At 44.2% G+C, this 17,410-nt stretch carries 9 protein-coding genes; all 9 read left to right on the forward strand.

Annotated features, from left to right (window positions below):
- Positions 1-375 precede the first annotated feature (375 nt).
- The 9 genes from QUB39_RS16055 (at position 376) to QUB39_RS16095 (ending at position 17,397) form a co-directional block, all read left to right on the forward strand.
- Entirely contained in the window at positions 376-3,144 is a 2,769-nt protein-coding gene (locus QUB39_RS16055; RefSeq protein ID WP_445299487.1) for a family 10 glycosylhydrolase, read from the forward strand.
- A gap of 776 nt (positions 3,145-3,920) precedes the next feature.
- Complete coding sequence (locus QUB39_RS16060; protein WP_333338979.1) at positions 3,921-7,865, forward strand: PAS domain S-box protein; 3,945 nt, start codon at positions 3,921-3,923, stop codon at positions 7,863-7,865.
- 7 nt (positions 7,866-7,872) lie between these two features.
- Positions 7,873-9,297: a response regulator gene (locus tag QUB39_RS16065; RefSeq protein ID WP_333485099.1), complete on the forward strand. Its 1,425-nt coding sequence runs from the start codon at positions 7,873-7,875 to the stop codon at positions 9,295-9,297.
- A 363-nt stretch (positions 9,298-9,660) separates the two neighbouring features.
- Entirely contained in the window at positions 9,661-10,053 is a 393-nt protein-coding gene (locus tag QUB39_RS16070; protein WP_333055987.1) for a response regulator, read from the forward strand.
- On the forward strand, positions 10,050-12,608 hold the full coding sequence (locus QUB39_RS16075) for a response regulator (RefSeq protein ID WP_333245958.1): 2,559 nt from the start codon (positions 10,050-10,052) through the stop codon (positions 12,606-12,608). The genes QUB39_RS16070 and QUB39_RS16075 overlap by 4 nt, the downstream gene beginning before the upstream one ends.
- On the forward strand, positions 12,583-14,241 hold the full coding sequence (locus QUB39_RS16080) for an adenylate/guanylate cyclase domain-containing protein (protein WP_333233414.1): 1,659 nt from the start codon (positions 12,583-12,585) through the stop codon (positions 14,239-14,241). Before QUB39_RS16075 ends, QUB39_RS16080 begins: the two co-directional genes overlap by 26 nt.
- Before the next feature lie 68 nt (positions 14,242-14,309).
- A complete protein-coding gene (locus QUB39_RS16085; protein WP_333338976.1) occupies positions 14,310-14,825 on the forward strand; it encodes a DUF1499 domain-containing protein in 516 nt (171 codons plus the stop codon).
- Positions 14,826-15,427: 602 nt separating this feature from the next.
- A complete protein-coding gene (locus QUB39_RS16090) occupies positions 15,428-16,282 on the forward strand; it encodes a DUF2382 domain-containing protein (RefSeq protein ID WP_333210577.1) in 855 nt (284 codons plus the stop codon).
- 221 nt (positions 16,283-16,503) lie between these two features.
- A complete protein-coding gene (locus tag QUB39_RS16095) occupies positions 16,504-17,397 on the forward strand; it encodes a DUF2382 domain-containing protein (RefSeq protein ID WP_333055982.1) in 894 nt (297 codons plus the stop codon).
- Positions 17,398-17,410: the final 13 nt, after the last annotated feature.

Below are 17,410 nucleotides of genomic sequence, written 5' to 3' on the forward strand. Positions count from 1 at the left end.
CCCTACGCTTCGCTCCGCCCAACGCCACGCTTGATTGTTGGGTTTCGTTCCTCAACCCAACCTACAACAAATGCAAGTTATTTAATTCTCATTCCTAAGCTGTGCGGCATCTAAATTGTATTTTTGGTTTTTCAACCCAAATGCACCCAGATTTTAATCTAAAATCGTTTCCGGTGGCATCGGTATTGTTCAAATGTCCAAATATTCAAACAGTCAACTGTCAACTGTCATGAGGAATAGACCCAGATTTAAATCCCAAATCCCAAATCCCAAATCTAAAATCTAAAATCTAAAATCTAAAATCTAAAATCGCTCGATCTTAATTGTTATTGAAATTTTCCGAAACGGTGCGCTGGGTAATTCTCCTATTTTATGATGCAACAAATCAAAAAGCCCGATCGACTGCCTGATGCCTGCTCCCAGGCTAAAAAAACTCGCTTTTTCACTTTCTTGCAAAGAGTCCTAATTGGCACTCTAGCGAGTACATTACTCCATCTCTTCATCCTATTTCCCTCTCCGAGTTTCGCAGAAGTAGTTCTGGGCGTAGTTCGCAGTTCCGAGAATTCTCCCGACTGGGTAAAGATTACCACGCGCCTCTGGGAAAGTGGCATTGCTTACAAACCAATCAATCTCGAAGAAATCAAAAATTTGGGGGATTTAACAGGCGTTAACGTGCTGTTTTTGCCCAACATTGAAACTTTGAGTCCGGCACAAATTAAAGTTTTAGAAGCTTGGGCATCCCAGGGCGGCCGCTTGATTGCTTCGGGCCCCGTCGGCCGCAGTTCCCCAGCCTTGGTGCGCCAATCTTTGCGATCGCTCCTTGGGGCCTATTGGGCTTTTCCGTTAACCCAACCGGCGACTCCGCAACCGCGCAGCCGCTGTCGGGATCTGGCTTGCACTACTTCTAGCAATTGGGTGCCACCCGAACAAAAAAATGCCTCAGTCCAAGGCGGTGTCTTGATTCCGGCTGATGCAAACAGTCAAACTATTGCTACTTGGAAAGATAGTTCCGGTTCCTCCGCAGCCATCGCCACGGATCGCGCTACCTACCTTGGCTGGCGTTGGGGTAGCGACGGTTCGGCAAATGTAGATAAGGCTTGGCTCCAAGCCTCGATCGCCCGCTGGGGAGGCACAATCGCTTCTGGGCCCTCCGCGCCGCCCACTGCTGCCGCGACCCCACTGCCAACCCCCCCCTCCAGAGTCACTAGAAACAGCCCTAGTTTGCCGCGTACTACCCCGCTGAGCCGACTTTCTCCCTCTGGCTCGCTTCCCGATTCAGTACCTGCAACTTTTACAGACCCTTCGGATCAGTCGGCGCCGGCGGGTTTGGACGTGCAGCCCAATTCCAATAAGCCGATCGTCAGCATTGAAGCGTACTTGATGCGCCAAGAACTCACTAACCTCCTCGGCCGGTTTGAAAGCGCCCTGACAGCATCTAATTCAGCCAATACCGCCATCAATCTCAATGCTGCTACCTCCCCTCAACTGCTGGCTGCAGAACAGGGCGGAGGCGGCCCAGCAGCCAGTCGCCCCCCTGTTCTGCAAGCGATCAGGGTACGGGCGATCGCCCAGGCGCGGCAGGTTTTGCAAACTTTTGACCAACTGCTGCAACAGCAAAACTACGCGGAGGCGAGAAAGCAGTGGGTGGAAGCGCGGCAGTTGCTGTGGCAAAATTACCCGAAGGAAGGGCCGCGCGTTGGGGCGGAAATTCGGGCGGTTTGGCTCGATCGCGGGACGATCGTCGCAGCACGATCTGAACAGGGTTTGGCGGCAGTGTTCGATCGACTCGCCGCCGCAGGTATCAATACTGTTTTCTTTGAAACATTGAATGCCGGATATACCATTTATCCCAGTCAAGTTGCACCGCAACAAAATCCCCTAACAGTTGGCTGGGACCCGCTGGCATCGGCAGTTAAATTAGCCCACGAGCGAGGCATGGAACTGCACGCTTGGGTCTGGGTTTTTGCCACAGGAAATAAGCGCCACAATACTTTAATTGGCCAGCCTAGTTCTTATCCCGGCCCGGTGCTTTCCGCTCATCCACAGTGGGCAAATATTGACAATAAAGGACGCACGCAAAATCCTAACGATGGTAAATTTTATCTCGATCCGGCAAACCCGGAAGCGCGGAATTATTTGCTACAAATAGTCAGCGAAATTGCCAATAACTACAAAGTAGATGGAGTGCAATTAGACTATATTCGCTATCCTTTTCAAGATGATAATGCGAACTTTACTTACGGTTACGGTATTGCGGCGAGGCAGCAATTTAGGCAGTTGACTGGTGCAGACCCGGTGAATATTTCCCCCAGAAACGGCAGTTTGTGGCGGCAGTGGGTTGAGTTTAAAACTAATCAAATTAATAGTTTTGTAGCTGAAGTTTCTCAGCTTTTGCGGCAGAATTATCCGCGCACAATTCTGTCGGTTGCAGTGTTTCCGCACCCGGAAAGTCAGCGGATTTACAAAATTCAGCAAAATTGGGAAGTTTGGGCTCGTCAGGGCATTGTAGATTTGATTGTGCCGATGACTTATGCTTTGGATACGAACCGACTTCAACGCATCACTGAACCCTTGGTAAATGAACAAATTCTGGGTTCGGCTTTGATTTCTCCCTCGGTTAAGTTGTTGACTCTCCCGGAAGTTGTGGCGATCGACCAAATTCAAGCTTTGCGCGATTTACCGACTGGGGGCTATGCTATTTTTGCTGTGGAAAGTATCAGCAGCGCGATGCAGGGGTTTTTTAACCGCACTCAAGGCCCGCCAGTGCGTTCTACTTCTGCTGCAGAGCCCATTCCTTACCGACAGCCGTTTGCAGCGGCGGCTTCGCGGTATACTGCTCTCAAGCAGGAATGGAGTTTTTTGTTAGCTAACAATGAGTTGCGGGTGTCGGAATCTGAACTGAAGGTTTTGCAAAGTCGGGCGGATGAATTGGCGCAAGCTTTGAGCAAGTTGGCGGCAAATCCTTCTAGAGAAAGTTTAGCAACTGCTAAAAGATTGTTGGGGAGTTTTCAATCTCAGTTTCAATCTTCGATGCGCTTGCATTCTGCGGAAAATAGCTATCAGGTACAAACTTGGCAGAATCGTTTGGAGAGTTTGGATATGCTTTTACGTTACGGCGAAAGGATGGAGTTGAATCGCAGGTAAATACAGATTTTTGGGGTGTTTGCTGCTCTGGATAGTGCGATCGTGCTAACATTTGGGCGATCGTACTCTAATTAAGTTAGTTCGCGATCCACGGGTAATCCTCACCTTGTTTTTTTCACAGTCATACTTCGTTCAATCCCGCAGATGCAGTAAAAAACCCGGTGTTTGAGCGAAGCCGAAACCCGCTGTCTTGGGTCGGAGTGCGATCGCGAACTGTAAGTTTGTAAGGAATGAGAATTAAATAACTTACAATGCGTCATGGTTCTTGTGGGATGGGCGTCCCGCCCGTCCATAAAGGGCGGGCTCTTAGGCCCAACCTCTACTCCCCACTTTCAAGAGTGTCAATTATTTAATTCGCGATCCTAAGTAGGTCATCACAAAATAACCATAGTATCTTATCAGGGAGGATTGAGCTAAGATCCACGATCACAGCGAGTAGATGAGTCCTCTCACCCGCCCGAACCATGTAATGTTTATTTGCACTCACATCTTGCACCATTCTCAAGAACGGGCTCTGGGGCCCGTTCCACAAAAGATAATTTTTCTTGTGGAACAGGCCGAAAAGCCTGTTCCTAAAAGGCTAATTGAGAATGGTGCCAGATATAAGTTTGCACCTACTTAGTGAGGACGGAAGTCCTGAAAACTCTTAAAGGTCCAGTTAAAACAATTTGACGATGAGTGATTAACCGGATTTTATATTCCTCGCTCGTCTCTCGACCCAAGATTTTAACATCTACTAATTTAAAATGCCCATTTTCACTACTTTTAGGATGAATATGTTTCCTAAACCCCTCAATCGTTTAGCTACAAAATTTATCGGCAAAGTTCCATTACAAACGGTGCTTGTGGTTCCTTTTTTAGTGCAAATTGTCGGCACGGTAGGAGTTGTAGGTTGGCTCTCTTTCCAAAACGGTCAGCGGGCAGTCAACGATGTTGCTGCTCAGTTGCGGGGAGAAATTAGCGATCGCATCAAAGACCGCATGGAACATTATATGTCAATTCCCCACATTGTAAATTACCTGAACCTTCAAGGCATAAAACTGGGGCAATTGAACCTAGAAGACAAGCAAAAACTAGAACATCATTTTCTAGAACAAATTCAATATTTTGATTCTATCAGTATCATTTACACAGGCAAAGAAAATGGAGAACACTCTGGAGCAATCCGCACTAAAGATGGGATTTTGATATCGGCTGCTGACATCTCTACTGACAATAAATTAGCTCGATATACTGCGGACTCTCAGGGAAACCGCGTTCAATTAGTGCAAATTTCACCCGATATTTATGACCCGCGAACTCGCCCTTGGTACATAGCAGCGGCTGCGGCAAAAAAACCTATTTGGACTCCAATTTATACAGATTTTTTGACTAGGGAACTGGCAATTACGGCTGCTTTGCCTATCTACGACGACGCTGGCAAATTGTTAGGCGTAGCTGGCAGCGATTTGCTGTTTTCCCGCATCAAAGAATTTCTCGTTAGCCTCAAAATTGGCAAATCAGGACAAACTTTTGTCATGGAGCGATCGGGGATGTTAATTGCTACTTCTACGGCGAGTCCAGAATTCGTGGTGGAAGGTAAAGAAACAAGGCGCATTAAAGCTTCAGAAAGCGAAAATCCGGTAATTCGCCAAACTGCACAACATTTAGATAAATCCTACGATAGCTTAGCTAAAATTAATAATTCTCAACAACTTACTTTTGATGTTGATGGCCAGCGAAATTTTATTCAGGTAGCTCCTTTTAAAGACGATCGAGGGTTGGATTGGCTGATTGTCGTAGTTGTGCCAGAGTCTGACTTTATGGAGCAAATTAACCTCAACACGCGCACGACTTTTTTACTGTCGCTTGCAGCATTGCTGGGGGCGACAATTCTGGGAATTCTTACTGCTAAATGGGTAATTCAGCCGATTTTAAGATTGAATGCTGCCGCGAAAGCTTTGGCGCGGAATGAATGGGATACAAAGCTCACTCTGAATCGCGAAGATGAACTCGGAGAACTTGCCACTGCTTTTAACAGCATGGCCGAGCAATTGCAGCATTCATTTACTTCTCTCTCGGAAAGCGAAAACCGAGTAAAACAATTTTTAAATGCAGTACCGCTAGGAATTTTTATTGCCGATCCCAACGGTCAACCTCACTACATTAATCCTACTGGAGAGCAATTGTTAGCTCAAGGAATTGTACCAGCAGATTCCGAAACTTTACGTCAATCCTACCGAGTTTATTTAGCTGGGACTCAGGAAATTTACCCGGCGGAACGCGACCCAATTTTAAATGCTTTGCAGGGTAAGAGTGTAACTGTTGATGACCTTGAAATCACCTCGACTGACAAAACTGTTCCCCTGCAAGTTTGGGGAACTCCTATTTATGACGCTCAAGGAAATGTTATCTACGGGATGTGCGCTTTTCAAGATATTACAGAACGCAAACTAGCGGAGAAAGTATTAAAGGAATACAACGACAATTTAGCAGTGCAAGTTGCCGAACGTACCGCCGATTTTGCCAAAGCACAAGAAAAGTTTTCTAAAGCTTTCCGTTTAAGCCCTAATGCGATTACCCTGACTAGAATCAGCGATGGTCGTCATATAGAAGCCAATGAAAGCTTTTGTCGGATGATGGGGTACAGTCACGAAGAAATCATTGGCAAAACTGCGGTAGAACTCAATTTTTGGGCGAGTTTGGGAGAGCGCGATCGCATGATTCAAATGTTGAAAAATAAGACGGCTATTCACAATTATGAGCTGAGGTTTCGCAATAAAAATGGTACAGAAAGAACGGCACTACTGTCTATAGAAACCATCAATATTGACGGAGAAGCTTGTTTTTTGTCGATTTCTAGCGATATTACCGAGCGCCAAAAAGCCGAAACTGCACTCCGGGAAGCAGAAGAAAAGTACCGCAATATTTATGAAAATGCTTTGAATGGAATTTTTCAAACTGCTATTGACGGGAAATACATCAGCGCTAACCCCGCTTTAGCTAACATCTACGGTTACGACTCGCCAGCAGATTTAATAGCAGTACAGCCGAATTTCCATAACCAGCTTTATGTGAAACCCAACCGCCGCGATGAATTTGCTGCGCTGATGAACGAGGACGGAATACTATCAAACTTTGAATCGGAAATTTACCGCAAAGATGGCAGCATAATCTGGATTTCGGAAAATTGTCGCGCTGTCTGCGATGAAGCAGGAAATCTGCTTTACTACGAAGGCTTTATTAAAGACATTACTGATAGCAAACAAGCGGAAATCAAAATGCAGCAGGCGAAAGAAGCGGCCGAAGCAGCAAACAAAGCGAAGAGTACCTTTCTCGCCAATATGAGCCACGAATTGCGATCGCCCCTGAACGCGGTCATCGGTTTTGCTCAAGTCATGCTTCGCAGTAAAACTTTGTCTCAGGAAAATCAAGAAGATGTCGGAATTATCCTGCGGAGTGGCGAACATTTACTGACTTTAATTAACCAAGTTTTAGACTTATCAAAAATTGAAGCCGGACGCACTACTATTAATTCAAAAAGCTTCGATTTGTACCAATTAATCGACGATTTAGAAGATATGTTTGCTCTCAAAGCTGAGCAAAAAGGTTTGCAATTAATATTCGACAGGGATGCAGAAGTTCCCCATTACATTTGTACTGATGAAGTTAAATTGCGGCAAGTCTTAATTAATTTGCTCAATAATGCAATTAAATTTACTTCAGAAGGGGGAGTGTCGATGCAAGTCAAAGCAGGAAGGCGGAATATACATAAAAACAGCACTGACCAATTGCCCGGCCACTACTGGCTGCATTTTGAAGTTCAAGATACTGGTGCAGGCATTGCTGCTGAGGAAATCAATCAGTTATTTGAAGCATTCGTGCAGACGAAAACAGGTAAAGATTCTCAGGAAGGAACGGGTTTAGGTTTAGCTATTAGCCGCCAGTTCGTGCAATTAATGGGAGGTGAAATTACGGTTAGCAGCGAGATCGGAAAGGGTGCATTATTTCAGTTTGATATCCAAGTTCATTTGGTTGAAGCTAGTGATATTGAAAGCAAAAAAACTCAACGTCGAGTTGTTGCCCTGGAACCAAATCAACCGAGTTATCGCTTGCTAATTGTGGACGACAAACCTTTGAACCGCCAACTGTTAGTAAAACTTCTCAGTCCACTCGGATTTGAGTTGAGAGAAGCGAATAATGGTAAAGAAGCGGTTGATATTTTTAGGGAGTGGGAACCGCATCTGATTTGGATGGACATGAGAATGCCTGTAATGGACGGCTATGAGGCAACGAAACAGATTAAAACTACAACTGGGGGGCAAGCAACGGCGATTGTGGCCCTAACTGCTAGCGTTTTGGAGGAAGAACGGGCGGTGATTCTTTCGGCGGGTTGCGATGATTTTATGCGGAAACCGTTCCGAGAGGAGGATATCTTTGTGGCAATGGGGAAACATTTAGGAGTACGCTATATTTATGAAGATCCAACGGCAGTAAGTGCCACAGGTGTAGAGGAGTCAAGTCAGGAGGTGCTGATACCGGAGGCTTTCGCCTCTCTTTCTCCAGATTGGATGGCCCAATTCAAGCAAAGTATTTTGAGTGTGGACATGGAGGCGATCGCTAGTTCGATCGCACAAATCGGCACTGTCAATCCCTCTCTTGCGGCCAAGCTTCAAGATTGCATTAATAATTTTGAATATGACAGAATTTTGAACATAATCGAACTCAGCGAGAAACAGTAAAGACCCGATGACTTTAACTATACCTAAAACCAATCGAGCTAATATTTTAGTAGTAGACGATACCCCAGAAAACCTGCGGCTGCTGGCAGGAATTTTGAGCGAAAAAGGCTATCAAGTTCGCCCCGTACCCAATGGCAAGCTAGCATTGTCTGCTGCTCAAAAAATACCTCCGGATTTAGTGCTGCTGGATATTATGATGCCGGAAATGGACGGCTATCAAGTTTGCCAGCAACTCAAAGCTTCTGAAATTACCAAAGACATTCCTGTTATTTTTATTAGTGCGATTAATGACGTGCTGGATAAAGTTAAAGCTTTTGCAGTTGGTGGAGTTGACTTTATTACTAAACCGTTTCAGGTTGAAGAAGTTTTAGCCCGGATAGAAACTCATTTAAAAATTTGTTCGCTGCAACAAACTTTGCAAGAAAAAAATCAAGATTTAGCAACGGCGCTCCACCAACTGCAAGCCACCCAAGAGCATTTGATTCAATCGGAAAGAATGGCAGCCCTGGGACAACTGATTGCCGGCATTGCCCACGAAATCAATACCCCCCTGGGCATTATAGGTTCTTCTATTAATAATATAGCTAATTTTTCCGACGATTTTTTAGAGAAATTTCAGGAAATTTATCAAAAACTTTCTGACGAAAGCAAAGCTTATTTTTTAGCTTTAATGTACAGAGCAACCCATCAAGAAGTTTTATTCACAAGTAGAGAAAAACGCAAGTTTAAGCAGCAGTTGACTGCGGACATGATGGCAGAATATGTTGAAAACTCCGAGGAAATTGCGGATACTTTAGTTGACATGGAAATCTACGAAAATATAGAAGAGTTCTTGCCGCTTTTCAAATCGCCGGATTGGGAAGTAGTTTTAAATAGTGCTTACCAGTTTGCGAGCTTTAAAAAAAGTATTAGCCTGATCCAAAGAGCCACAGCGAAGTCGGGAAAAGTAGTATTTGCCTTAAAAACCTACGCTCATTTTGATAGCAAACCAGAAAAAGTCCAGGCGAACTTACATGATGGCATTGAAACGGTGTTAACCCTTTATCAAAATCAACTAAAACACGGTATAGAAGTAGTGAAAAATTATGGAGATTTACCCGAAATTATGTGCTATCCCGATGACTTAAATCAAGTTTGGACGAATCTCGTTCATAATGCCCTGCAAGCAATGGATTATAAAGGTGTTTTGACGATTGAAACTGGGCAGCAAGGGGCGAATATTTTACTTAAGTTTACTGATAACGGCAAAGGTATTCCCTCAGAAGTTATTCCCAAAATTTTTCAGCCATTTTTTACGACAAAATCTGCGGGCGAAGGTAGCGGTTTGGGATTGGATATTGTGAGAAAAATTGTGGAAAAACACGAAGGCACAATTGCTGTTGATTCTGTACCGGGGCAGACAACTTTTACAGTCTCGCTGCCAATTTATTAAACAAAACTTACCTGTAGGAGCTGATTCCCTCTGACCGAAAACATCCAGGATGCCAGCCCCCAAATTCACCCGTCCAGAAATAAAAAACTTGTATCGGATAAAGGCGCGCCCGAATTTATCTCGCGCAAGTCAAGGCTTCAATTCTTTAATCTGCAATCTAAAATCTAAAATCGATTGACTCCCGTCGCTGTCTCGCTGACAAATACAAGATTTATTACAATAAACCGGGTTAATCTTCGGAAGTCCTATTAAAATAAGATAGGGGACAGATATCCTGCTTCCTTGCCCGAAATCAATAATGTAAAAAAATGTAAAAGCAAGTCCTATCGATAAACCTAAGAAAATTTAAGCAGAGAGGAAAAGATGAATAAGCCTGTAATTATTTGCGTTGACGATGAACCAGATATCTTGAATACTCTCAAGATGCAGCTCAAAAATGAATTTAAAAATGATTATTTTTATGAATTAGCTGAAAGTGGTGATGAAGCTTTAGATTTACTTGAGGAATTTCAAGAAAAAGCTCAGGTGATTGTGGTTGTTTCGGATTGGCTGATGCCGGGAATTAAAGGTGACGAACTTTTAATCAAAGTTCACCAAAAGTATCCTACAATTATTAAAGTGATGTTGACTGGACAGGCCGAGGTATCGGCTGTTCAGCGGGCAGTAGAAGAAGCAGATTTATACTGTTGTTTGTACAAACCCTGGCAAAGCAAAGACTTAATAGAAATTATAAAATCTGGGCTGGCTAAGTTATGAAAAAACCTGTGATTGTTTGTATTGATGATGAACCTGACGTTTTGAACAGTTTAAAGATTGAACTGAAAAAGGCGATCGGCGATCGGTGTATAATTGAAACCGCTGAAGGGGGGGCTGATGCTTTAGAGTTGCTGGCAGATTTGCGGGCAGATGAATACGAGATTGCTTTGGTGCTTTCCGATTATATCATGCCGGATATTAAAGGAGATGAACTGCTCAGAAAAATTCACGAAAGCTCGCCGGAGACGCTGACTATTATGCTAACGGGACAAGCTGATTTGGAAGCCCTGAGCAATGCTATCAAGTATGCTAAATTGTACCGTTATATTCCTAAACCTTGGCAAAATGAAGACTTAAAATTAACGGTAGTAGAAGCAGTTCACAGTTATTTGCAAGATCAAAAGTTAACAGATGAAATTCATAAGCGCCAAGAAGTAAATGAGGAGTTAAAGCTAGCAAATGAGGCGCTGTCTGCCAGTGAAAGCCGCCTGAGTCAATTTTTAGAAGCTTTGCCAGTGGGGGTATCTGTTTATCATCCCGATGGCTCGATCGCCTATTTCAACCAGACAGCGCGGGATTTGCTGGGTGCAGACACTATCCCGGAAAGCACTGCGGAACAATTAGCTGCGACTTATCAACTGTATGTTGCCAATACTGATGAGCTTTATCCGCCGGATAATCTGCCAATTTTGCGTGCACTGAATGGAGAATCTGTCAAGGTTGACGATGTAGAAATCCGTCAAGATGGCAAAAGAATTGCGATCGAGATCAATACCACGCCGATTTTTGACGCTAGCGGAAATATTGTTTATGCGATCGCAGCTTTTCAAGATATTAGCGATCGCAAACAAGCGGAAAAAATACTAGCAGATTACCACCACACCTTAGAAGCCCAAATTGACGAACGTACAGAACAACTGCAACAAGCTGCATTAGCTGCTGAAGCAGCAAACAAAGCTAAAAGCACGTTTCTCGCCAATATGAGCCACGAGTTACGCACCCCTCTCAATTCTATACTCGGCTTTGCACAAATCATGGAACCCAGTCCGGATCTTACTGTCGAAAACCGAGAAAATATGAGAATTATTCGCCGTAGTGGCGAACACTTGCTTACCTTGATCAATGAAGTCTTAGACTTGTCAAAAATCGAAGCGGGGCGGATGACACTTAACCCGAAAAACTTCGACATCTACCGCTTGCTTGACGATTTGCAAGATATGTTTCAACTGCGGGTACATAATCAAGAATTGCAGTTGCATTTTCAGCGCGATGCTGACGTTCCTCAGTACGTGCGAACCGATGATATTAAACTGCGGCAAGTGTTGATTAATCTTCTGAGTAATGCGATTAAGTTTACCCAAACAGGCGAAATCATCTTAAGAGTTATCAAGTTAGAAAAATCGGGTTTTCTGGATTTACTGGATAGTTCTACAGCTTGCTTTGATACCACAAGAAGTATTCGGGAATTTTCGAGAACTAGCAGTGATTTTGCAAAGGTTGAATGGAGCGATGAGGCTGAGGGTTCAACTGTGCCTGGTTTTTTTCTTCTATTTGAAATTGAAGATACAGGAGTTGGCATTGCTCCTGAAGAATTGGGCAGCATTTTTAATGCTTTTGTGCAAACAGCTTCCGGTCAAAAAAATCAGAAAGGCACGGGTTTAGGATTGAAGATCAGTCGTCAATTTGTCCGCCTGATGGGAGGCGAAATTGTCGTAGAAAGTCAACTGGAACTCGGCACTACTTTTAAATTTGAAATTCCAGTGGGTGCCGTTGATGCTGCTGAGCTTCCCGATCCGGAACTTAACCGCGAAGTGAGTGGTTTGGAACCCAATCAACCGTGCTACCGGATTTTAATTGTGGACGATCGCGAAGACAACCGCCAACTTTTAGTCAAAATGCTTTCTCCTTTAGGTTTCGGGGTGGAAGAAGCCACCAACGGCCAGGAAGCAATAGAAATGTGGGAAAATTGGCATCCGCACTTAATTTTGATGGATGTGCGAATGCCGGTGATGGACGGCTACGAAGCTACTAAACAAATTAAGACTAGAATCAAGCAGAGAGAGCAAGAGGGGGAAATGAATATTTCCGATCCCGAATCCCCGATTCCGAAGATTATTGCTTTGACAGCTAGTACAATTGAAGGAAGGCAAGCGTTTGCTTTATTGGTCGGCTGCGACGATTTTATTAGCAAACCTTTCCGCAAAACCGATATATTTGATGCCATCACCAAACATTTGGGGGTGAGGTATCTCTACTCTAACTCAACGGACTTTATCTCAATAGGCGATCCAAATAATTTATCTGACTCGCTCTCTAATGCTGCGCTTGCTTATTTACCCATACTTCCCGCAGAATGGATAGACAACATGAAGCAGGTAATCCGCAGTGCTGATTTTGACTTAATTGTCAGGACAATCGACGAAATAAGGAGGCCTCATCCTGAATTGGCGGAAATCCTCCAGGGTCATCTCGATAATTTTGATTACCAGAAAATTCTCAATTTAATTGCCGAGGCGGAGGAATCAGATAATGCAGATGAAGGCGGAACAAACTGAAAACCATCAAGCGGATATTTTAGTAGTTGACGATACACCAGATAATCTGCGTTTGTTAATTAGAATTTTGCAAAAAAATGGCTATAAAGTTCGACCAGTTACTAATGGTTTTTCGGCGTTAGATGCTATTCAATCTAGCGCGCCAGATTTGATTTTGCTCGATATTATGATGCCGGATATTGACGGGTACGAACTATGTAAAAAATTAAAATCCCAATTGCAATTTCGGGAAATTCCCATCATTTTCCTGAGTGCGCTGGAAGAAGGAATAAATAAAGCCAAAGCTTTTGAAGTGGGCGGCTCGGATTATATAACTAAACCTTTTCAGGTGAAAGAAGTATTGGCACGAGTCAGCAATCAACTTACTGTGCGTTCATTGCAAATGCAATTGCAAGAAAAAAATCAAAAATTGACCGATCAAAATATCCAGTTGCACCAGGAAATCGCTGAACGCCACCAGGTGGAAATGGAAACAAGATTGCTGCTGCAGGCTACACAAGCTATTAGCAAATCTGAAGATTTTGAGTCGGCTATAGATGTGATCTTAGGTTTAATTTGCAAAACTATTGAATGGAATCTGGGCGAAGCTTGGATTCCTTGCAGTGAGGGTTTTTTAAAATGCGCTACAGGTAGGTACGTCAGTGACTCCAGTTTTGCCCAATTCCAACAAACAAGTTGGGAGTTGATTTTTGCTCCCGGTGTGGGACTTCCGGGTAGGATTTGGCAGTCGCAGCAGTCTGAATGGATAGATGATGTTTCTACTGCACCGGAACAAGTTTTTTTAAGAGCTAAAATTGCGCTGAGTGTGGGATTGAAAGCGGCTTTTGGGGTGCCAATTTTGGCGGAAAACCAAGTGTTAGCTATTTTGATTTTTTATCGCGAGAAAGTTCTGAATTGTCAGCCGCGCTTGTTGGAATTAGTGAGCGCGGTTGCTACGCAGCTCGGTTCGTTGATTCAGCGCAAACAAGCTGAAGCAGCTCTGAAAGTGCAGCAAGAGCAAACAGAAAAATTGCTGCTGAATATTTTACCGAAACCTATTGCGGATCGTTTGCAAAAAGAGCAAAAGTTGATAGCGGAGCATTTTGATGAGGTGAGCGTCTTGTTTGCTGATTTGGTGGGTTTTACAGAGTTTTCGGCTCACAAAAGTCCGACGCAGTTGGTAGAAATTTTGAATGGGATTTTTTCGGAGTTCGATAGGTTGTCTGAATTGCACGGGTTGGAAAAGATTAAGACGATTGGGGATGCTTACATGGTGGTTGGGGGTTTGCCGACGCCGCGGGAGGATCACTCCTCGGCGATCGCACTTTTAGCTTTGGAGATGCAGGCAGCTTTGGGGAGGTTTAATGCCAAAATGGGAGAAAATTTTCAATTGAGGCTCGGAATTCACAGCGGTTCGGTGGTGGCTGGAATTATTGGGATTAGTAAATTTAGCTATGATTTGTGGGGCGATACTGTTAATGTTGCTTCACGCATGGAGTCGAACGGATTGCCTGGTAAAATTCAAGTGACGGAGGCGACTTACGAGCGTTTGAAAGAGCAGTTTGTTTTGGAAGAACGGGGTCATATCCCGATCAAAGGCAAAGGAAAGATGCTGACTTACTGGTTAATTGAAGAACAAAAGAAATCTTTTTAAGTTTATGATGTAAATTTCAATTAATATGAAAGGTAGACCGCATTTATACTTTCAGGAGGGCTAATCCTTTGCAAACAGTTGAAACAAAATCGCCGACAGCGTTGAAAAGAGTCCTAGTTATTTTAATATCACTGCTAGCAGTAGCGGTACTGTCGATCGCTACTTTTATCGCTCTACCCGGAGAAAAAACAATGTTTGCTGGAACTAGACCTGCCAATATCGGAATTCAGTCAGGAAAACTCGCAGCGTGCCCGAGTTCCCCCAACTGCGTCAGCAGCTTCAGTCAAGATGCCGAACACAAAATTGAGCCTTTGGCATACACTTCGTCCCAGAGTGAAGCGATGGTAAAGCTAAAAGGGGCGATCGAGTCCTATGGAAAAACTAAAATTATCACGGCAACTGATAATTACCTGTATGCGGAGTTCACCAGTGCTTTGATGGGGTTTGTTGATGACGTTGAATTTTTGGTAGATGATGGAGCGAAAGTGATCCATGTGCGATCGGCTTCGCGTCTGGGACAGTCGGATTTGGGAGTTAACCGCAAACGGATTGAAACTATCAGAACTCAATTCAATCAACTCTGAACTTAAAATTTCTAGCTTTCCTGAAGCCCCTCTCCTACACGGCTGTTTCATTATCCGTAGGGGCAAACCCCCCGTGGTTGCCCCGATATTTGAAACACCGATTCCCCACGTCCGTGGAGGGGGTAGGCACGGGGGCGCTACCCCTACAAAACCATGATTTCCCCACGTCCGTGGAGGGGGTAGGCACGGGGGCGCTACCCCTACAAAACCATGATTTCCGTGAGAATAAAACAGCCCTGCCCTCTCCTACAAGATGAGGGGCTTTGAGATTTGTGTACTACTATGTAATGTTGATTTGTCACTACCTAGTTAACAATTATTAACAGTAGACACAGCACAAAGGAGTGTCCAGCAGGGGGAGTAGGACACAGCAATGCCGTGTCCCTACGGTTGCCTTTGAGTTTTAATAATTGTTATACAATTGACGATTGTAGAGTTTTACAATCTTTAAAATAGCTGAGCGCGCTAGCACAGAATAATAGATGCCGTAGTATTCCTATAGTATTAAACAACCTAAATGATACACTTCTGACTTTAGGGAGAGGGAAGTTAGCGAATTAATTTCTACTATTAAATTAAGTAGAGCAAAGAGGAAAAAACACATGGCACTTCAAAAATTAGCAGACTTTTATCCTAATTATCAGGAAGAAATATTTGCTGGAGACGACATCAAGGGATTTGATGTTTATGCTGGCGACTCGGATGAAAAAGTAGGCACGGTTTATGACGCTTTGGTTGATGACAGTGGTCGTTTCCGCTATCTGGTAATTGATACCGGTATTTGGATTTTTGGCAAAAAAGTATTGTTGCCAATCGGCTCGGCTCGCTTTGACTACGGAGCCCATCGGGTCTACGCAACAGGCCTTCGTAGCAAATCTCAAGCAGAACAATTGCCGGCTTACAATGAATTAGAACCATTAGATTACGATCGCGAAGAACAGGTAAGAGGCGTCTACCGCAATCAAGAAACTGCCACTGCCCGCACTGCAACTCCTGCTAGCTACGATCGCAGCAGCTACAGCTACGATATGGATCGCCCCCTCTACGAAACCAACGAACAGCAGCACCAAAATCTCAAGCTTTATGAAGAACGCTTGATTGCTAACAAACACCGCGCAAAAACAGGCGAAGTAGCAGTTGGCAAGCGCGTGGAAACTGAAACAGCGCGAGCTTCAGTACCCATTGAAAAAGAACGAGTTGTAATCGATCGAGTAACCCCGGTAGAAGCGGGTCGAGTAGTTTCAGTCGGTGAGGCTGACTTCCAATCAGGGGAAGTTGCACGCATGGAAGTCTACGAAGAAACTGCCGACATTCACAAGGAAGCTTTCGTGCGCGAAGAAGTCAACGTCAGAAAAGAAGTTGTTCGCACCACGGTTGAGGGCGAAGAAACCTTGCGTCGTGAAGAATTAGAGGTTAAGACCGATGGCACTGCGGTTGTAGATAATAAAAACATCTAAACCAACCGCAACAGGTATTGCATAGGAATTGTGCCTTAATGACATAATTCTGTCACCGCGCAGGTTTGATTGAATTGGTGGCGATCGCGCAATTCCTATGTGATTGGCGGGGGGGGTACAAAACTTGTCTAGTTTTGGCAACGTTTATGCACTTTCCCCGCCTTTACCAATTTCCCCTTACCAATTCATAATAAAAATCCCTAAGCAGGAAAGTTTAAAAAATGAACGGTCAAGCATCAGCAGAAAAAATAGCAACTGCCAAATCAATAACCCGTCTCAACCGGGTACCTGAAAAAGTCAGAACTAAGCTAAAAAGTTTTACCGTCAAAGACAACCAAGGTCATTTGGTCGGCAAAGTTAAAGATGTCTATTTTGATGCTAACGGTCAGTTAAACTTTGTCGTGACCGGGCTAGGCAGCGAAAATCCCCGCATTTTTTTATTAAGTGTTAAGCTGCTCAAGAAAGTGGATTATCACCAAAAAGCGCTGTTTGTAACTATTAATTCGGCTCAAGTCGATCTGCTGCCCGTAGTTTCGGCAAATGGCGAGCATCCGTATTTAGAAAATCCCTCGGAACCGGATAATGAATTTAGCAACCGTGAATTAACAAATCCCTCAACAGTTATGTCAAATCTAACAGATGCCGATCGCACTGATGCAAATTGGGAGACCGATCGGGATGAGGAAAACTTGGATATTGTCGATCGAGAAGTAATTCGCCTGCTAGAAGAACGATTGGTGATCAATCGCAGCAAGCGCAAAGTCGGCGAAGTCATAGTGCGTAAAGAAATTGAAACTCGGATGGTACAAGTACCTATCCAGTGGGAAAAGCTGATTGTCGAACAAGTCGGCGACGATCCGAAGGTGTTGGCCGAAATAGATTTAGGCGAGGGAAGCATCACCGGTATAGATTTGACGGAGATTAAGAGCGATCGCCAAGAACCGACAGTTAAGGCTGAATTTACCTCTGTGCAGAAAGCTAGCAAAATCTTAAATTCGATCGCCTCTCAACCCCGTCACGGTTGCGTCAAAGTCCGCCTAGAACTCGTTCTCGAAGACAAGCAACTTGAGGATACTTACCAAAAATGGATGACGGAACACCACTCAGAGAGTTAAAATATTCGTCCTT

It is taken from the genome of Microcoleus sp. AT8-B5 (assembly GCF_036705565.1).
Classification (GTDB): Bacteria; Cyanobacteriota; Cyanobacteriia; order Cyanobacteriales; family Microcoleaceae; genus Microcoleus.